The sequence below is a fragment of the Rhizobium sp. Leaf371 genome (assembly GCF_001424045.1).
Lineage (GTDB): Bacteria > Pseudomonadota > Alphaproteobacteria > Rhizobiales > Rhizobiaceae > Ferranicluibacter.
This window is the reverse complement of record NZ_LMQB01000023.1, coordinates 565,433-584,503: the sequence shown is the minus strand read 5'-3', so window position 1 is coordinate 584,503 and position 19,071 is coordinate 565,433. Positions and strand designations below refer to the sequence as shown.

General features: G+C 65.5%; 13 protein-coding genes and 1 pseudogene. 10 read left to right on the top strand and 4 right to left on the bottom strand.

Annotation, left to right across the window (positions count from 1 at the left end; genetic code table 11):
* Positions 1-18: 18 nt before the first annotated feature.
* Positions 19-3,030, bottom strand: a complete 3,012-nt coding sequence (polA, locus tag ASG39_RS13525) for a DNA polymerase I (RefSeq protein ID WP_062595465.1) — start codon at positions 3,028-3,030, stop codon at positions 19-21.
* A 456-nt stretch (positions 3,031-3,486) separates the two neighbouring features.
* Between polA and ASG39_RS13520 the strand changes: the two are divergent.
* The 3 genes and pseudogenes from ASG39_RS13520 to ASG39_RS13510 all read left to right on the top strand — a co-directional run.
* A pseudogene (locus tag ASG39_RS13520) lies at positions 3,487-3,909 on the top strand (MarR family transcriptional regulator); the annotation flags it as partial.
* 284 nt (positions 3,910-4,193) lie between these two features.
* On the top strand, positions 4,194-5,588 hold the full coding sequence (locus ASG39_RS13515) for a dipeptidase (RefSeq protein ID WP_062595464.1): 1,395 nt from the start codon (positions 4,194-4,196) through the stop codon (positions 5,586-5,588).
* Between the two features lie 138 nt (positions 5,589-5,726).
* Positions 5,727-6,671: a lysylphosphatidylglycerol synthase domain-containing protein gene (locus ASG39_RS13510; protein ID WP_062595463.1), complete on the top strand. Its 945-nt coding sequence runs from the start codon at positions 5,727-5,729 to the stop codon at positions 6,669-6,671.
* 6 nt (positions 6,672-6,677) lie between these two features.
* Here ASG39_RS13510 and ASG39_RS13505 read toward each other — a convergent pair whose 3' ends face one another.
* A complete protein-coding gene (locus ASG39_RS13505) occupies positions 6,678-7,235 on the bottom strand; it encodes a hypothetical protein (protein WP_244481225.1) in 558 nt (185 codons plus the stop codon).
* A gap of 314 nt (positions 7,236-7,549) precedes the next feature.
* Here ASG39_RS13505 and ASG39_RS13500 point away from each other — a divergent pair, with 314 nt between their 5' ends.
* The 4 genes from ASG39_RS13500 to queC all read left to right on the top strand — a co-directional run bounded on the left by ASG39_RS13500 (position 7,550) and on the right by queC (position 11,940).
* Complete coding sequence (locus tag ASG39_RS13500) at positions 7,550-8,089, top strand: cupin domain-containing protein (RefSeq protein WP_062595462.1); 540 nt, start codon at positions 7,550-7,552, stop codon at positions 8,087-8,089.
* 156 nt (positions 8,090-8,245) lie between these two features.
* Positions 8,246-9,205: a glutathione synthase gene (gene gshB, locus ASG39_RS13495; protein WP_062595461.1), complete on the top strand. Its 960-nt coding sequence runs from the start codon at positions 8,246-8,248 to the stop codon at positions 9,203-9,205.
* A 165-nt stretch (positions 9,206-9,370) separates the two neighbouring features.
* Positions 9,371-10,903 carry a YifB family Mg chelatase-like AAA ATPase gene (locus ASG39_RS13490; RefSeq protein ID WP_062595460.1) on the top strand — a complete coding sequence of 511 codons (1,533 nt, stop codon included), beginning with the start codon at positions 9,371-9,373 and terminating at the stop codon, positions 10,901-10,903.
* 320 nt (positions 10,904-11,223) lie between these two features.
* Positions 11,224-11,940 (top strand): 7-cyano-7-deazaguanine synthase QueC, encoded by a 717-nt coding sequence (gene queC, locus ASG39_RS13485; RefSeq protein WP_062595459.1) that lies wholly within the window; start codon positions 11,224-11,226, stop codon positions 11,938-11,940.
* Positions 11,941-11,971: 31 nt separating this feature from the next.
* Here the strand turns inward: queC and ASG39_RS13480 are convergent, their stop codons facing one another.
* Together ASG39_RS13480 and ASG39_RS13475 are read right to left on the bottom strand one after the other, a co-directional pair.
* Positions 11,972-12,241 carry a hypothetical protein gene (locus tag ASG39_RS13480; protein ID WP_062595458.1) on the bottom strand — a complete coding sequence of 90 codons (270 nt, stop codon included), beginning with the start codon at positions 12,239-12,241 and terminating at the stop codon, positions 11,972-11,974.
* Between the two features lie 89 nt (positions 12,242-12,330).
* Entirely contained in the window at positions 12,331-12,594 is a 264-nt protein-coding gene (locus ASG39_RS13475) for a hypothetical protein (RefSeq protein ID WP_062595457.1), read from the bottom strand.
* A 981-nt stretch (positions 12,595-13,575) separates the two neighbouring features.
* Between ASG39_RS13475 and ASG39_RS13470 the strand changes: the two genes are divergently transcribed.
* The 3 genes from ASG39_RS13470 to dnaK all read left to right on the top strand — a co-directional run bounded on the left by ASG39_RS13470 (position 13,576) and on the right by dnaK (position 19,015).
* Entirely contained in the window at positions 13,576-14,301 is a 726-nt protein-coding gene (locus ASG39_RS13470) for a Crp/Fnr family transcriptional regulator (protein ID WP_062595456.1), read from the top strand.
* A gap of 217 nt (positions 14,302-14,518) precedes the next feature.
* Positions 14,519-16,765, top strand: coding sequence for a transglycosylase domain-containing protein (locus ASG39_RS13465; RefSeq protein ID WP_062595455.1), 2,247 nt, complete (start codon positions 14,519-14,521; stop codon positions 16,763-16,765).
* Between the two features lie 330 nt (positions 16,766-17,095).
* Complete coding sequence (gene dnaK, locus ASG39_RS13460) at positions 17,096-19,015, top strand: molecular chaperone DnaK (RefSeq protein ID WP_062595454.1); 1,920 nt, start codon at positions 17,096-17,098, stop codon at positions 19,013-19,015.
* Positions 19,016-19,071: the final 56 nt, after the last annotated feature.

The window sequence follows — 19,071 nt, the reverse complement described above, 5'->3', positions numbered from 1 at the left end:
TGTGGGATCATGCACGGTTCAATGCGCCTCGTCCCAGTTGTGCGCGGCGCGGGCGTCGACTTTCAGCGGCACGCGCATGTCCAGCGCCGGCAGGGCGGCGTTTTCCATGGTGGTGACGATGAGGGGGATGGCCTTGTCGATCTCGGCGTCCTCCACCTCGAAGATCAGTTCGTCGTGGACCTGCAGCAGCATGCGGCAGCGCTCGCTCAGTTTCGCGGCCTCCAGGGCCGGTTCCATCTGCACCATGGCGCGGCGGATGACGTCGGCGGCCGAGCCCTGGATCGGGGCGTTGATCGCGGCGCGCTCGTTGAAGGCGCGCACCGAGGGGTTGGACGAGCGGATGTCGGGATAGTGCGCCCGGCGGCCGAAGATGGTCTCGACATAGCCGTTTTCGCGCGCGAACGCCTTGGTCGCATCCATATAGTCGCGGATGCCGGGAAACCGTTCGAAATAGCGCTTGATGTAGTCGCCGGCCTCGGAGCGCTCGATGGAGAGCTGGTTGGCAAGGCCGAAGGCGGAGATGCCGTAGATGATGCCGAAATTGATGGCCTTCGCCCGGCGGCGGATCTCGCTCGGCATGCCCTCGACCGGCACGCCGAACATTTCGGACGCCGTCATCGCGTGGATGTCGATGCCGTCGGCAAAGGCCTGGCGCAGCTGCGGAATATCGGCGACATGGGCGAGCACCCGCAGCTCGATCTGGCTGTAGTCGGCCGAGATCAGCTTGTGGCCGGGCGTCGAGATGAAGGCCGTGCGGATCTTGCGGCCTTCGGTCGTGCGGATCGGGATGTTCTGCAGGTTGGGTTCCGACGAGGACAGCCGGCCCGTGGTGGTGGCGGCCAGCGCATAGGAGGTGTGGACGCGCCGCGTCTGCGGGTGCACGAAGCCGGGCAGGGCATCGGTGTAGGTGGATTTGAGCTTGGTCAGCTGGCGCCAGTCGACGATGCGGCGCGGCAGGTCGTGGCCGGAGAGCGCGAGCTCTTCGAGCACCTGGGCCGACGTCGACCATTGCCCGGTCTTGGTCTTCGACGCGCCGGGCAGGCCCATCTTGCCGAAGAGGATGTCGCCGAGCTGCTTGGGCGAGCCGATGTTGAAGCTTTCGCCGGCGAGCGCATGGATCTCGGCCTCCAGCCGGGCCGCGCCCTGGGCGAGTTCGCCGGAGAGCCGCGACAGGATCTGCCGGTCGATGGAGATGCCGCGTTCCTCCATGCGGGCGAGCACCGGCACCAGCGGCCGCTCCAGCCGCTCGTAGACGCGCAGGAGCTTCTTGGCGGCAAGCCGGGGTTTCAGCACGTGCCAGAGCCGCAGCGTCACGTCGGCATCCTCGGCGGCGTAGGCCGTGGCGCGGTCGATATCGACGTAGTCGAAGGTCACCATCGACTTGCCGCTGCCGGCCACGTCCTTGAAGGGGATCGGCTGGTGGCCGAGCCAGCGGTCCGACAGCGCATCCATGCCATGCGTGTTGGCGCCGGCATCCGACACGTAGGACATCAGCATCGTATCGTCGAAACGGGCGATCTCGACGCCGTGCCGCTTCATGACGAGATAGTCGTATTTGAGGTTCTGGGCGACCACGAGCACGGCGGGGTCTTCGAGCAGCGTCTTCAGGAGATCGATCGCCTGTCCGCTCGCAATCTGGTTTTCCACCAGACCGCCGCCCAGGAGATCGCCGACGCCGCTCTTGTGCAGCAGCGGCACATAGGCCGCGCGGATGGCGGTGCCCGAGGGATCGCGCGTGTTGTCGGCGATGGCGAGCGAGAAGCCGACGAGATCGGCCTGCATCGCGTCGAGCGAATTGGTTTCCGTATCGAAGCCGACGAGGCCGGCCTCGCGGGCGGCGGCGATCCAGCGCTCCAGCGTCGCGATGTCGCGGATCGTCACATAGGCCGAGCGGTCGATGGGCGCGGTGGCGAAGGTCTCGGCCCGGGACTGGGCGAGCGCCTGCGGCGTCGCGCCGGTCTCCACGGGAAGGACGGGCGCCTGGCTCAGAATCTTGGCCGCTTCTTGCGCGGTTTCGGGCGCGCCCGGCGCGGCCGGTGCCGCGGCTTGTGCGGCCGCCTCGCCCGGATCGAGATCCGGCCCGTGCGCCTGCGGGCCGCCCTCGACCGGGATCTGTGCGGCGGTCACCGCTTCGGCATCCGTCTCGGTCGCCGCCGCCACGCGGCGGGTGAGCGAGGTGAATTCCATGGCCTTGAGGAAGGCGACGAGCTTCGGCCCGTCCTGCGGATGCAGGTCGAGCGCGTCGAGCGGCGTCTCCACCGGCACGTCGGTCTTCAGCGTCACGAGTTCGCGCGACAGGCGGGCGAGATCGGCATTGGCGAGGATGTTCTCGCGGCGCTTGACCTGCTTGATCTCGCCGGCGCGGGCCAGAAGCGTTTCGAGATCGCCGAATTCCTCCAGCAATTGCGCGGCCGTCTTCGGGCCGATGCCCGGAATGCCCGGCACGTTGTCGGTCGAATCGCCGGTCAGCGCCTGCAGGTCGATCATCTTTTCGGGCGGCACGCCCCATTTCTCGATGACCTCGGGAATGCCGATCTGCTTGTCCTTCATGCTGTCATACATGGAGACGCAGGGCGTCAGCAGCTGCATCAGGTCCTTGTCGGAGGAGACGATGGTGACGTCGCCGCCCGCCTCTTCCGCCATGCGGGCATAGGTGGCGATCAGGTCGTCGGCCTCGAACCCCTCCATCTCGATGCAGGGCAGGTTGAAGGCGCGCGTCGCATGCCGGATCAGGCCGAATTGCGGGATCAGGTCTTCCGGCGGGGCCGTGCGGTTGGCCTTGTATTTGTCGTAGAGAGCGTTGCGGAACGTCTTGGACGAATAATCGAAGATCACCGCGAAATGCGTCGGGGTGACCCCGACCGAGGTGTCGCGCGCGTCGGTCAGAAGCTTCCACAGCATGTTGCAGAAGCCCGAGACCGCATTGACGGGCAGGCCGTCCGATTTCCGGTTCAGCGGGGGGATGGCGTGGAAGGCCCGGAAGATGAAGCCGGAACCGTCCACGAGGAAGAGATGATCGCCTTTTTTCATAGAGACACGGATAGCGCGACGGGCGCGAAAGGTCCATCGGGCAAGCCGCGCGGGCGATGCGCCCGGCACCATCGCCCCCTGTTTGCCGGAGGCGAGCGGCATCCTTCGCAAACCTTACCAAATTGTAATCAGGCGTGCCCCGTCTTTCCCTTGAAAAGCCACATTCGGACCCACAAATTGAGGTCAACGGCAGCGTCAAGCGCCGTCATCTGGTCAAGGCCTGTCCCCCGCCGAACCCAGATGCAGGACAAAGGCCTAACCCCCCTCTCCGGGCCTTTGTCCATCATCAAAAACCGTCATGGCCCGCCTCCGCCATGGCGGTTTTTCTTTATGGGGCATGGCGGTTTTTCCGTTTACGGGGCATGGCGGTTTTTCTTTTATGGGGCATGCCGGTTTTTTCCGTGTCCGGCACCGGCTTCATCTTGTCACCCTGCCTGGGCGGGCGTACCCATTCTTATGGCCTACGACCGCATGGAGTCCGCCACCTATCTCGCCAGCCTGCTGGCCAGATGCTTCTCCCGCCAGCTGCAGGAGAGGGGCCGCGCGCTCGGCTTTGCGCCGGGGCAGTATCCGGTGCTGGCGGAATTGTGGAGCGCGGACGGGCTGACCCAGCGCCAGCTGGTCGACCGGCTGGATGCCGAGCAGGCGACGATCGCCAACACGCTCTCGCGCATGGAACGGGACGGGCTGGTCGCGCGGCGTCCGCATCCGACCGACCGGCGGGCGCAGCAGATCTTCCTCACCGAACACGGACGCGCGCTCGAAGGCGCGGCGAGGGGCGCCGCGCAGGCGGCCGACGATGCGCTCTTTACCGGCTTCCGCCGCTTCGAGCGGGAGCTGATGCTCGAATATATGCGCATGGCGATCGCCAATGCCGCGCCGCTGCCGCTCTCCGGGGCCGCTCCAGAGACGGAGACAGAGGCAGAGGCAGAGCCCGAGGCAGAGGCCTGGTCCGGCGCGGAGGCGGACACCGGGCGGGAACCTCTCCCCGACCTCTCCCGTTGACGTGTCCGGTGACGCGTTCCTGCAAAGCGCCTGTCGAGGCAAGGGCCCATCGAGGCCTTGCGTCGAGATGCGGGTCTTCCCAAGCGGGAATTTTTGAGTAGGGTCGCGCCGATATACGGGGCCGATATACCGGGCCGATCTTCAAGGAGCAGTGCCACATGACCGACATCACCGGCGTTCTCGCCAAGGCGGATAGCAATCTCGACGCCAGCCTGGAACGGCTCTTCGACCTCGTGCGCATCCCCTCCATCTCCACCGATCCCGCCTACAAGGATGCCTGCCGCAAGGCGGCCGCGTGGCTGGTGGCGGATCTCGAGAGCCTCGGGTTTCAGGCTTCGGTGCGCGATACGCCCGGCCATCCCATGGTCGTCGCGCATCACGAGGGCGCGAGCGCCGACGCCCCGCATGTGCTGTTCTACGGCCATTACGACGTGCAGCCGGTCGATCCGCTGTCGCTCTGGGACACGGACCCGTTCACGCCGTCGGTGCGCGAGCTGTCGCCTGGCAGAAAGGTCATCACCGGTCGCGGCACCTCCGACGACAAGGGTCAGCTGATGACCTTCGTGGAGGCCTGCCGCGCCTACAAGGAAACGCATGGCAGCCTGCCCTGCCGCGTCACCATCCTGTTCGAAGGCGAGGAGGAATCCGGCTCGCCGTCGCTGAAGCCGTTCCTGACCGCCAACGCGAAGGAGCTGACGGCCGACTATGCGCTGGTCTGCGATACCGGCATGTGGGACGGCGATACGCCGGCGATCTCGGCCGGCCTGCGCGGCCTCGTGGGCGAGGAGATCGTGGTGACCGCGGCCGACCGCGACCTGCATTCCGGCCAGTTCGGCGGTGCCGCCGCCAACCCGATCCACATTCTCGCGCGCATCCTGGCCGGGCTTCACGACGACACCGGCCGCGTGACGCTCGACGGCTTCTATGACGGCGTCGAGGAAACGCCGACGCAGATCAAGGCGGCCTGGGAGACGCTCGGCCAGACGGCGGAAAAGATGCTGGGCGAGATCGGCTTGGCCATTCCCGCGGGCGAACAGGGCCGCTCTGTGCTGGAACTCACCTGGGCACGCCCGACGGCCGAGGTCAACGGCATCACCGGCGGCTATACCGGCGAGGGCTTCAAGACGGTGATCGCCGCCAGGGCATCGGCCAAGATCTCCTTCCGCCTCGTCGGCCAGCAGGACCCGGACGCGATCCGCACGGCCTTCCGCGATTATGTCCGCGCCCGCATTCCGGCCGATTGCTCGGTCGAATTCCACGAACATGGCGGCTCGCCGGCGATCCAACTGCCTTACGATTCGTCGCTGCTCAACACGGCGAAGTCGGCTTTGTCGGAGGAATGGCCGAAGCCCGCCGTGATCATCGGCATGGGCGGCTCGATCCCGATCGTCGGCGATTTCCAGAAGATGCTGGGCATGGAATCGCTGCTGGTCGGCTTCGGCCTGTCGGACGACCGCATCCACTCGCCCAACGAGAAATACGACCTGAAATCCTTCCACAAGGGCATCCGCTCCTGGGTCCGCATTCTCGACGCGCTGGCCGCGGCACGCTGAGAGGCGAGCTGACGCATTGAAATCTCTCAAGATTGTGAAGGCGCCGCCGGCCGGGACGCCCTTGACCCGGCCGGGTGGCGATGGTCTCATGACCCATATGACGTCGAGACTGCTTCCGCCGGACCGAAAAAGACCTGCATGAAGACGATCCGTGCCTTGATCTGGCCGGCCGTCGGGCTCGCGGCTATCCTGTTTTCGCTTTACGGCCTCTATCACGAGCTGCGGGGCCTCTCGCTCGACGACTTCCTGACGCGCTTCGAGGCCGTGCCGCTGCGCAGCTGGCTTCTGTCTGCGAGCGCGACGCTGGTCGCCTATGCCGCGCTTGCCGCTTACGATCATCTGGCGCTCGAACATCTCGGGCGTCGCCTGTCGCTGACCTTCATCACCGTCTGCTCGTTTACCGCTTACGCTTTGTCGCACACGATCGGCGCATCGGTGTTCTCGGGCGCCGTGGTGCGGTACCGGGCCTATGGGTCGAGGGGCCTGAGCGTCAGCGAGACCGGCATTCTCGTCGCCTTCTGCTCGCTGACCTTCGTGCTGGGAACGCTGACGCTGTCGGCGATCGTGCTCCTGATCGAACCGGAGATCGTCGATCGGTTCTCGGCCGTCATTCCGATCGAGGCCTCGATTTCGACCGCGCTGCTGATCCTCGCGCTGATCTCGCTCTATCTTCTGGGGAGCCTCATCGGCTTCCGGCCGATCCACACGAAATGGTTTCGGCTGGAATATCCGCGGCCGACGCTGGCCGTCCGCCAGCTGCTCATCGCCCCGGTCGAGCTGATCGGCGCAGCGGCGATCATCTATTTCGCGCTGCCGGTGGCGGGCAATCCCGGCTACATGGTCGTGCTCGGCGTGTTCCTCGCCTCATTTTCGGCGGCCCTGCTCTCGCATGCGCCGGGCGGCATCGGCGTGTTCGAGCTGATCTTCATCGCCGCGCTGCCGGAGGTCGATCCGGCCTCGGTGCTGGCAGCGCTCGTGATCTTCCGGCTGTTCTACCTCGTCATTCCGTTTCTGATGGCGCTCGTCGTGGTCGTGCTGTTCGAGCGCCGTCAGTTTCTGGAGCGCCGCCGCGCGGGGATGTGACCCCGCTTACGAGGGGGTGTGGCAGACCTTCGGCACCGACGCGTCAAAGGGCGTCTTCACCTCTTCGAGTTCCGCGCTCTCGATGTGCAGCGGCGTGAAGGGCGGCTCCTGGATGGCGGCATTGACGATGCGGGTCACGTAGCAGCCGGCAAAGATGCGCTCCTTGCCGTCCTTGTCCACCGAGCGCACGGCGACCGGCACCGGCGCATAGAGGCTGCCGGCCGCGCCTTCCTGCGTCACGACGCCCGTCTTCACCTCGACATCGACCGTCTTCTTGTAGCCCTCGACGAAGCTCGCATAATCCCCGGCCGGCGGCTTGTCGCCGAAATAGGCATAGGCGCGGGCATATTCCTTGCGTTCGATCGCGTTGTAGAGCGACTGGACGAGCTTCGCGCCATCCGAGCGATCGTCGACATAGGGCGCATCCTGCGCGAGAGCGGCAGCGGGAGATGCAAGGCTCCCAGCGACAAGGCTTCCTGCAACGAGGCCTCCTGCAACGAGGCTCTGGGCGATGAGGCCCCTTGCGAAGAGACGGGTGGCGAAGAGACGGGCGCGGTGCGGCATGGCGGGTCCTCATGGTGTTTTTGGTTTCATTCTAAATGATGCAGGCAAGGCCGCTTTAAAGCGGAGGTCGGCGGGATTCTTTGCGCCGAAAACCAGGATGCGCGTCTCTGCAAGGCATCCGGCCACCGCCCTAAGGCGAATGAACGACCATTCGGCGGAGGGGCGGCACCTCTAACGGCCCGGAAAATGCCGGAAAGGGGGCCGGACGACGGTCGAATCCTGTTTTTCACTCAAATGTGAGCGATCTGTTCAACGCTGTTTTTCCGACCTATCGTTCACGATGTGAGGATGGACGATTTTGCCAGGGGGACAAGATGGCGCTGAAGATGCTTTTTGCGGAATTCATGACGGTGGCGGTGCGGGCGGCGCCGCTTCTGCCGAAGCTCGGGCCGAAATTCGTGGCGGCGCGGCAGGCAGCCCGCAGCAAGCAGGCGATGATCGCCTCGCCGGCGATCGAACTGCCGATGCAGCCCGCCCCGATCAATCCGGACTGGATCGTGTCCGGCACGCCGGTCGCGCGGGCGGCCGAGCATTCCCGCAGCCACGACGATGCCGCCGTGACCGCCATGTGGGACTGCACGGCCGGCGAATTCAACTGGTATTTCGGCTGGGACGAAACCGTCGTCATCCTCGAGGGCGAGGTGCACGTGACGGCCGAGGACGGCACCGAGCGGACCCTGCGGGCCGGCGATATCGGCTTCTTCAACGGCGGCACCTGGGCCAACTGGCGCATCGACACCTATGTCCGCAAGATCGCCTTCTGCCGCAAGAAATTCCCCGAATCCGTGGTGCTCGCCTATCGCCTGCGCGATCTGTTGCGGGGCGAAGCCCCGAAGGCCGCGCTCGCGGCCTGACGTGCCGGCATGACGTGCGGGCCCGAGGTGTGGAACGGGCCGAGAGGGGGACCATTTTCGCAAGCCCGCGCCGCGTTCGGCCGTTGCCTTTGCAGCCCCGGCATCCTACGTCATGAGGCCCGCCGGACAGCGGCGGGTCGGTGACAGGGGAAGACAATGGCAGCCACCAGGACGGCAATTCGCAACGTCGCGGTTCAGATGGACCACGTCTCCACCATCAATATCGCGGGCGATTCGACCTTTGCGATGAGCCTGGAGGCGCAGAACCGCGGCTACCGGCTGTTTCACTACACGCCGGACCGGCTGTCGATGCGCGACGGGCAGGTCTATGCCACGGCGCAGCAGATGACGCTGCGCGACGTGAAGGGCGACCATTTCACGCTCGGCGAACCGGAGCGGCTCGATCTTTCCACCATGGATGTGGTGCTGCTGCGCCAGGATCCGCCCTTCGACATGGCCTATATCACCTCGACCCATCTTCTGGAGCGCATCCACCCGAAGACGCTGGTGGTGAACGACCCGGCCTGGGTGCGCAACTCGCCGGAAAAGATCTTCGTCACCGAATTTCCGGACCTGATGCCGAAGACGCTGATCACCCGCGATGCCGCCGAAATCGCCAAATTCCGCGAGGAAATGGGCGATATCATCTTGAAGCCGCTTTACGGCAATGGCGGCGCCGGCGTGTTCCATTCCACCCGCGACGACCGCAACATGTCCTCGCTGCTCGAAATGTTCGGGCAGATGTTCCGCGAGCCCTTCATCGCGCAGGAGTACCTGCCGGCCGTGCGCAAGGGCGACAAGCGCATCATTCTCGTCGATGGCGCGCCGGTGGGCGCGATCAACCGCGTGCCCGCCGAGCACGATGCCCGCTCCAACATGCATGCCGGCGGCAAGCCCGAGCCGACGGAGCTGACGACGCGCGAGCGCGAGATCTGCGCCCGCATCGGCCCGGCGCTGCGCGAACGCGGCTTCCTGCTGGTCGGCATCGACGTCATCGGCGACGTCATGACCGAGATCAACGTGACCTCGCCGACCGGCATCCGCGAGGTGAAGGCCTTCGGCGGGGCCGACATCGCCGCTGTGCTCTGGGACGCGATCGAACGCAAGCGGGCCTGAGCCCGAAGCGTCGATCCGGGGCCGGGTTGCAGGAATTGCAACCTTTTCGATATGTGCGATTGCAATCGTTCGTCCGATGTTCTTGTTTTATTCTTTTCGATGTGTCATGTGAGAGAGGTCTCATAAAGACATCGAGCGGAGAAGCGGCAACGGAGACGCGGGAACATGGTGGCACGGGTCAGCACGGTGGCGTTCCAGGGCATCGAGGGTGTGCCGGTCGATGTGCAGGTGATGGTCGCGCCGGGCAAGGTGGGCGTGCAGATCGTCGGCCTGCCGGACAAGGCGGTGGCCGAAAGCCGGGAGCGCGTGCACGCCGCCCTTCACGCCTCGGGCCTCGCCCTGCCGGCAAAACGCGTGACCATCAACCTTGCGCCGGCCGACCTGCCGAAGGAGGGCAGCCATTTCGACCTGCCGATCGCGCTCGGGCTGATGGCGGCGCTGGGGGCGATCCCCTCGGATGCGCTTTCGGACTATGTCGTCATCGGCGAGCTCAATCTCGACGGCACGATCGCGGCCGTGGCCGGCGCGCTGCCGGCGGCGATCGGGGCCAACGCGATCGGCAAGGGCCTGATCTGCCCGGCCGACAGCGGCGCGGAGGCGGCCTGGGCCGGTGCCGAGATCGACATTCTCGCGCCGCGCAGCCTGATCGCGCTCGCCAACCATTTTCGCGGCACGCAGGTGCTGACGCGGCCGGAGCCGGCGATCCGCGCGACCCCCGCCAATCTGCCCGATCTCGCCGACATCAAGGGCCAGGAAAGCGCCAAGCGCGCGCTCGAAGTGGCTGCGGCCGGCAACCACAACCTGCTGATGGTCGGCCCGCCCGGCTCGGGCAAATCGATGCTGGCCGCGCGCCTGCCCTCCATCCTGCCGCCGCTGTCGCCGGGGGAACTCCTGGAAGTGTCGATGATCCACTCGATCGCCGGGCAGCTGCCGGGCGGCAAGCTCTCGGACCGGCGGCCCTTCCGCACGCCGCACCATTCCGCCACCATGGCGGCCCTCGTCGGCGGCGGCCTGCGCGCCCGGCCGGGGGAGGCCTCGCTCGCGCATAACGGCGTGCTGTTCCTCGACGAAGTCCCGGAATTCACGCCGCAGGCGCTGGACGCGCTGCGCCAGCCGCTCGAGACGGCCGAATGCATCATCGCCCGGGCCAATCATCGCATCAGCTATCCCGCCGCCATCCAGCTGGTCGCGGCCATGAACCCCTGCCGCTGCGGCATGGCGGGCGAGCCGGGGCACAGCTGCGCCCGCGGCCCGCGCTGCGCGAGCGATTACCAGGCGCGCATTTCCGGCCCGCTGATGGACCGGATCGACATCCGCATTTCCGTTCCCGCCGTGTCGGCCGCCGACCTGATCCGCCCGGCAAAGGCCGAAACCAGCGCCGTCGTCGCCGCGCGCGTCGCGCAGGCCCGCGCCCTCCAGATCGACCGCTTCATCGCCTTCGGCATGCCGAAGATCACGTCGAACGCCCGCTCGACCACGGCGATGATCGAGGCGATGGCCGAGCCGGATGCGGCGGGCCTTCAGCTCCTGCGCGATGCCGCCGAACGGATGGCCTTCTCCGCCCGCGCCTATCATCGCGTGTTGAAGGTGGCCCGAACGCTGGCCGATCTCGACGGCGCCCCGAGGGTCGGCCGCGTGCATCTCGCCGAAGCCATCTCCTACCGCGTCACGGGGGACCGGATGACCAATGCGGCGTGAGGCGTGAGGGCAGGGCGGGAAGGGTGGTGCGAGAAGGGTGGTGCGAGAGGGGTGGTGCGAGAGGGGTGGGGCGAGAGGGTCAGGCGAGAAGGGCGGGGCGTGACCGCCTGATGCGTGCCGGGCCCGGGAAAATGCGCCGGCCTTGACCGGTTGCGAACTTTATTGCCGGGCGCGAATACGGCACTGTCCGCGTCGAGGACGGCGTCGGTGCGCCGGCCTCATGGCACCGGTCGCAGCCCACCCCGGCCAAAACATCCGGTTAGTACACCCGGTCGAAACACCCGGTCAAAATACCGGGTCAAAAAAAGGAAACCACGTCCATGAAAACGCTCGTCGTCTGCTCCGGCGGACTGGATTCCGTCACGCTCGCCCATCACGTGGCGCGCGATCATCAGCTCGCCTGCCTCCTGTCGTTCGATTACGGCCAGCGCCATCGCCGCGAGCTCGATTATGCGGCGGAGGCCGCAGGCAGGCTCGGCGTGCCGCATCATCTGATCGACATCGGGCCGATCGGCGCGCATCTCACCGGCTCGGCGCTGACCGACGACATCGCGGTGCCGGAGGGGCATTATGCGGAGGAGACGATGAAGGCGACGGTGGTGCCGAACCGCAATGCCATCCTGCTCACGATCGCCTTCGGGCTCGCCGCCGCGCAGACACTGGACGCGGTGGCCGTCGCCGTCCATGGCGGCGATCACTTCATCTATCCCGACTGCCGGCCCGATTTCATCCGGTCGTTCCAGACGATGCAGGACCATGCGCTCGACGGCTATGCCGCGGTGACGCTCTATGCGCCTTACGTCGAGCGCTCGAAAGCCGACATCGTCACCGACGGTGCCGGCAACGGCACGCCCTTTGCGCGGACATGGTCCTGCTACAAGGGCGGGGAAATGCATTGCGGCCGGTGCGGCACCTGCGTGGAACGGCGCGAGGCATTTCACCTCGCCGGCGTCGCCGATCCCACCGCCTATGCGGATGCCGACTTCTGGCAGGAGGCGCTGAAATCCGGGCGCTTCGTCGCGGACGAGACCCGCTGAGACGCCAAGCCAGAGATCACTGAAACGTCGATCACTGCAGCGTCGGCGGATCCTCGTCGCCGAAGAAGGAGCGGATGCCTTCTCGGGCGACGGTGGCCAAAAACTCGTCGAAGGCCTCGCGGTCGGTCGGGAAGGGGTCTTCCCACTCGGTCACGTCTTCTTCCTGCGTCAGGACCAGCATCCGCCAGTCGAGGTTGGTACCGGCCGGACGGGAGATATCGACCAGCACGGTGACGCCGTCTTCGGTAAACTCGCCGGAAAGCTCCGAATATTCCATTTCCGGTTCATTATCGTTCGACATGGGTCCTTGCTCCTCTTCGTCCTGTCCTGCTCCCGCCGCCATTGCGCGGAAGATATGCTGAGGCGTCCGTCCTTGATGCCATCCGTATCTCACATGCCGCTGCGCGCACGCGCAACGGGCAGATCGGCGACCGCCGCCAGCATCGCGATGTCCCGGTCCCGAACCTCCGGCGTGATCTCCGGCGTCCGCTGACCGAACCAGGCCTTCAGCGCCTCGACGGCGGCGCCGTGCGGCGGCGGATAGGAGGACAGGCCAAGCACCCAGCCGCGCAGAATGTCGCGGTCCATGCGGCCTCGTTCATATTGCTGCTGCATGCGCCGCACGGCGATCGCAAGATCTTCCTGCGTTTTCACGAGCGCGCGCCACGCCGGGGGCGTCGGGGCGAAAGGCCGCGGGGCGGGAGGCAGAGATAGTGGGTCGTTGATGTCACGGGCGTCTACCATGGTCGGCGCCGCAACCGGCGGCACTCTTCGGAAAACCCTATGGCAAAAGCCGGAAGACCGAAACCGTTTCTCTGAAAAATCCTTTGCGCCAGACACCGTGTGCCTGTTCCCGTGCCGGCGCGAGGTGGCGAAACCGTCTGCGGACCGCCATCCCTCAGACGGCAAAAAGCCCCGGCGAGCGGGGCTTTGAGACCTGATATCCGTCGGTGTCGGCTCAGCGCAGTCCGAAGAAGGAGAGGACAGCGAGGACGACGACGACCAGACCGACGATGTAGATGATGTTGTTCATGACGGGTTCCCTGTGTTTGACAGGGGGCGAACGCGTCATTCCGTGTTTCGTTCCATTTTGCACGCTCCGGGAGCAGGGCGAACGCTGCATTATCGTTCGTTGCCGCGAACATTCATTTCCTTGAGTATTCGGCAATTCTTACAGAAGGCGTCGGAAACGTCGAATCCGATTTTCCCTTGTGCGCTGTGTCGCGCCTGCCGTTCCGCATCGACGGCACATCCAAGCAAGATCCTGTCGCGGCCGTGCATCTCACCGGGAACCACCCTGCGGACATTTTCGGCACAGAGCTTCCGGACGGTTGTATTTCAGCTTTTGGCTGTATTGGCGTTGCATTGAAAATATTTTCGTCATCAATGACAAATTTCTTTTCGCATCGCTTATGAATCGCTATCACCAATTACATTATATATTAAGAATGTATTCAACGATGTGTTTTGTGACGTTATTTGATGCAGTCCTGCCCGTTTCTGCGGCGTAATGTCAGAATCGTACAGATGCCGGTGATGTGGTGGCGAAGTCGTCCAGACTGCCGCATAAGCTTCGAAATACCAGCGTGTGGAGCAATGGTATGAGTCCGGGCTCTTACCCGGCGAGGAATGACCATGGCGCCACTGGAGCGGGAAAGCGTCCGCAACAATCTGCTGCGAATGATGACGCCGGCTATCTTTGCCAGGCTGCAGCCGCTGCTGGAGCGCGTGGATCTTCCCGCACGGCACGTTCTCGTGGAACCGCATCTTCCCACACCCTTCGTGACGTTCATCGAAAGCGGCCTCTGCTCTCTCGTGGCCACGAGCGCCGATGCAGAGGATATCGAGGTCGGCCATATCGGCTCGGAAGGGCTGGTCGGTGCGCATGTCCTTCTGAAGGTGATGAGCACGCCGAACCGGGCCTTCATGCAGGCGCCCGGTTCCGGTATCCGCGTTCCCGCGAAAGCCGTGCTCGACATTCTCCAGGATGGCGAGACCAATACGCTCTTGATGAATTACATTCACTGCAGCGAGATCCAGGTCGCGCATTCCGCGCTCGCCAATGCGCGCTACAATATGCATGAGCGTCTCGCGCGCTGGTTGCTGATGTGCCATGACCGGATCGGCGGCGACGATCTGCCGCTGACCCATGAATTCCTGTCGATCATGCTCGGCGTGCGGCGCTCCGGCGTGACCAACGAGCTGCATGTCATCGAAGGCATGAAGGCCATCAAGGCGACCCGCGGCAATATCCGCATCCTCGACCGCACTCGTCTCGAAGACATTGCCGGGGCCTCCTATGGAGAGCCGGAGAAGGAATACGACCGGCTGATCGGCCGCGCCCTCCCTCAACGGCGCTAGACGCCGCGACAGGCGCCCGCGATAGGCGCCCGCAACTGACGAAGGTCGTTAACGCCCCGTTAAATCGCCGCATTTACAGTTCACCGCACCCTGCAACAGCTTGGGCAACGGCTTGGGCAACGGCTGGGGCAACGGCTTGGGCGGCGCGCCGGTCGTTCTTTTCCAGGCGACACCCAGGCGCATATCAGGCGCGAACACGGAGCGGTCACATCCCGGTATGGCAGGCAAATCTCGTTCACGTCCCCGCATCGATCCCTCCTTTTCGAGCGGGGACGACGATGGAATCCGCGTCGATGCGAGTGACCGCGTGAGCGGTCGGCCCTCCACCAAAACGGCCGCCTCCCGAAAAGCGAAGAGCGGCAAGGCGCCGCGCCGGTCCCTCAAGGGCCGTGGCGGCCGGCGGGGCGGCGGCGGCGGCGGCCTGTTCGGGTTCGTCCGGTCGCTCGTCTACTGGTGCATCGTCGCCGGCATCTGGGGCGCCATGGGCGTCGGCGGCCTCGTGCTCTATTACGGCTCGCGCATGCCGAATGCGACGAGCTGGAGCATTCCGGAACGCCCGCCCAACGTGAAGATCCTCGCCGTCGACGGCGATACCTTTGCCAATAGGGGCGCGACCGGCGGCGAGGCGATCGCGCTCGAGGACATGTCGCCCTTCATTCCCCAGGCCGTCATGGCCATCGAGGACCGGCGGTTCTATTCGCATTTCGGGGTCGATCCGCTCGGCCTCGCCCGTGCGGTCTTTGCCAATGTCACCTCCGGGCGCATGGTGCAGGGCGGCTCGACGCTGACGCAGCAGCTCGCCAAGAACCTGTTTCTGTCGCCCGAGCGCACGCTGGAGCGCAAGGTGCAGGAGGTGCTGCTCGCCTTCTGGCTGGAGCAGAAATATTCCAAGGACCAGATCCTTGCGATGTACCTCAACCGTGTCTTCTTCGGTTCCAACGCCTACGGCGTCGAGGCCGCCTCGCAGCGCTACTTCAACAAGTCGGCCCGCGACGTGAACCTCGGTGAAGCCGCCCTTCTCGCCGGCCTTCTGAAGGCGCCCTCGCGCCTGTCGCCGGCGCGCGACCCGAAGGCGGCCGAGGAGCGGGCGCAAGTGGTGCTGGGCGCGATGCGGGAAGAGGGGCTGATCACCGACGACGAGGTGAAGACCGCCATGTCCCAGCCGCCGACCAAGGCGAAGAGCTTCTGGTCCGGCGCGCAATATTATGCGGCCGATCTGGTCATGGACCAGCTTCCGGGCCTCGTCGGCACGGTCAAGCAGGATCTGGTCGTGGAAACCACGCTCGATCTCGATCTCGAAAAGAAGGCCGAGACGACGCTGGCCGCCATTCTCAAGGAAAGCGGCACCAAGTCGCGCGCCTCGCAGGCAGCGCTCGTCTCGGTGGATGCGACCGGCGCGATCCGCGCGCTCGTCGGCGGGCGCGACTATGCCGACAGCCAGTTCGACCGCGCGGTGAAGGCCAAGCGCCAGCCGGGCTCGGCCTTCAAGCCCTTCGTCTATGCCGCGGCCATGGAGATCGGCCGCACGCCGATGTCGATCCGCAACGACGCGCCCGTGCGCATCGGCAAATGGACGCCGGAGAACTACGACCAGAAATATCGCGGCGAGGTGTCGCTCGCCGATGCGCTCGCCAATTCGCTGAACACCATCGCGGCCCAGCTGGTCATGGAGGTCGGCCCGCCGCAGGTGGCCAAGCTCGCCCATCGCCTCGGCATCGAATCGGAGCTGCAGGCGAACGCCTCCATCGCGCTCGGCACGTCCGAGGTCAGCCTGCTCGAGCTCACCTCGGCCTACGCGCCCTTCATGAACGGCGGGTTCAAGGCGACGCCGCACATCGTCAAGCGGGTGCTGACGACGGAGGGCAAGGTGCTCTACGAGAACACCTACGACAACCCGCCGCGCGTGCTCGATCCGGAGATCGTTTCGGAGATGAACCAGATGATGGTGGGCGTGGTGGAGCGCGGCACGGGCAAGAACGCCAAGCTCAAGGGCTGGCAGGTCGCCGGCAAGTCCGGCACCACGCAGTCCTTCCGCGATGCCCTGTTCGTCGGCTTTACCAGCAACCTGACGACCGGCGTCTGGTTCGGCAATGACGACGGCACCTCCATGAAGAAGGTGACGGGCGGCGGCCTGCCGGCCAAGGCCTGGGCGACCTATATGGCCGAGGCGCACGAGGGGCTGACGCCGTCGCCGATCTTCGGCACGAAGGGCATCCAGCCCTCGTTCGAGGATCCGGGCATCCAGCGCACCATCGGCGATGTCATCTCCGGCGCCTTCGGGCGGAAGCCGGCCGATGTCTATCCGGATGCGCCGGTGGCGGATGCGGAAATGCCGCCCGCGCAGGGCGGGTCCATGGATGCCGCGGACGGGGGCCTCGTGCCGCCGGCCGATGTCGGCCAGACCACGGGCGCCACGCCGCCGACGCGCCGCACCACCCTGTTCGATATTCTGACCGGGGGTTGATCTGGGTCTGGCTTGGGCCTGGCTTGGGCCCGGCTTGGGCCTGGCTTGGGGTTGGCCGGGGCCTCGCTAGGGCCTGGGTGGGGCCCGGGTGGGGCTTGACGGCGCGGCGCAGGCGTGCGGGTCCGGAATCCGGCCTAAACTCTTTCGGCTCCGCCTTTCTTTTCACCGCCTTCAGGGCCTTCGACGCCTTGCACAGCAAAAATCCCGTCCTTATATACGCCGCACGTCCAAGGCTTCCGGGCCGCGGCACAACACGACAAGAGCATCCCTAGGGGCTGTCGCACGAATGCCTGACCGGGTTCCGACAGTCCGCTGCAAGGAGAGAACGACATGGCAAAAGTAATCGGTATCGATCTGGGAACGACCAACTCCTGCGTCGCCGTCATGGACGGCAAGGACGCGAAGGTCATCGAAAATGCGGAAGGCGCGCGCACGACGCCGTCCATGGTCGCCTTCTCGGATGATGGCGAGCGCCTCGTCGGCCAGCCGGCCAAGCGCCAGGCCGTCACCAATCCGGAAAACACCCTCTTCGCCGTGAAGCGCCTCATCGGCCGCCGCTACGAAGACCCGACGGTCACCAAGGACAAGGCCCTCGTGCCGTTCGAGATCGTCAAGGGCGACAATGGCGATGCCTGGGTGAAGGCCGGCGGCAAGAACCAGTCCCCGTCGCAGGTCTCGGCCATGATCCTTCAGAAGATGAAGGAAACCGCTGAATCCTACCTCGGCGAGAAGGTCACGCAGGCCGTCATCACCGTTCCCGCCTACTTCAACGACGCCCAGCGCCAGGCCACCAAGGATGCAGGCCGCATCGCCGGCCTCGACGTGCTGCGCATCATCAACGAGCCGACGGCGGCAGCCCTTGCTTACGGTCTGGACAAGACCGAAGGCAAGACGATCGCGGTCTACGACCTTGGCGGCGGCACGTTCGACGTCTCGGTTCTGGAAATCGGCGACGGCGTCTTCGAAGTGAAGTCGACCAATGGCGACACCTTCCTCGGTGGTGAAGACTTCGACATGCGTCTCGTCGAATATCTCGCCGGCGAGTTCAAGAAGGACCAGGGCATCGACCTGAAGAACGACAAGCTCGCGCTTCAGCGCCTCAAGGAAGCCGCCGAAAAGGCCAAGATCGAGCTGTCTTCGTCGCAGCAGACGGAAATCAACCTGCCCTTCATCACGGCGGACGCCTCCGGCCCGAAGCACCTGACGCTGAAGCTGACGCGGGCGAAGTTCGAAGCGCTGGTGGACGATCTCGTCCAGCGCACGATCGCGCCCTGCAAGGCCGCGCTGAAGGATGCCGGCGTGTCCGCCTCCGAAATCGACGAAGTCGTGCTCGTCGGCGGCATGAGCCGCATGCCGAAGGTGCAGGAAGTCGTCAAGCAGCTGTTCGGCAAGGAGCCGCACAAGGGCGTCAACCCGGATGAAGTCGTCGCCCTCGGCGCGGCCATCCAGGCCGGCGTTCTCCAGGGCGACGTCAAGGACGTCCTGCTCCTCGACGTGACCCCGCTGTCGCTCGGCATCGAAACGCTCGGTGGCGTCTTCACCCGTCTGATCGAACGCAACACGACGATCCCGACGAAGAAGAGCCAGACCTTCTCGACCGCGGAAGACAGCCAGTCGGCCGTCACCATCCGCGTCAGCCAGGGCGAGCGCGAAATGGCGCAGGACAACAAGCTGCTCGGCCAGTTCGACCTCGTCGGCATTCCCCCGGCACCGCGCGGCATCCCGCAGATCGAAGTCACCTTCGACATCGACGCGAACGGCATCGTCAACGTCTCGGCCAAGGACAAGGGCACCGGCAAGGAGCACCAGATCCGCATCCAGGCATCGGGCGGCCTGTCCGACGCCGACATCGAGAAGATGGTGAAGGACGCCGAGGCCAATGCCGAGAACGACAAGAAGCGTCGTGACGGCGTCGAGGCGAAGAACCAGGCCGAAAGCCTGATCCATTCGTCCGAGAAGTCGCTGAAGGAATATGGCGACAAGGTCACCGAAGCCGATCGCACCGCCATCTCCGACGCGATCGCCGCGCTGAAGACGTCGGTCGAGGCTTCCGAGCCGGACGCCGAGGACATCAAGGCGAAGACCCAGACGCTGCTGGAAGCGTCCATGAAGCTCGGCCAGGCGATGTATGAATCGCAGCAGACCGACGCGGCCAATGCCGATGCCGCAGCGGATGCCGCCCGCGACAACGTCGTCGATGCCGACTACGAAGACGTCAGCGACGAGGACGACCGCAAGAAGTCCGCGTAAGGCCCGAAGGCCTCGCGCGCATGAGATGAGGCCCGGAGCGAAGGTTCCGGGCCTTT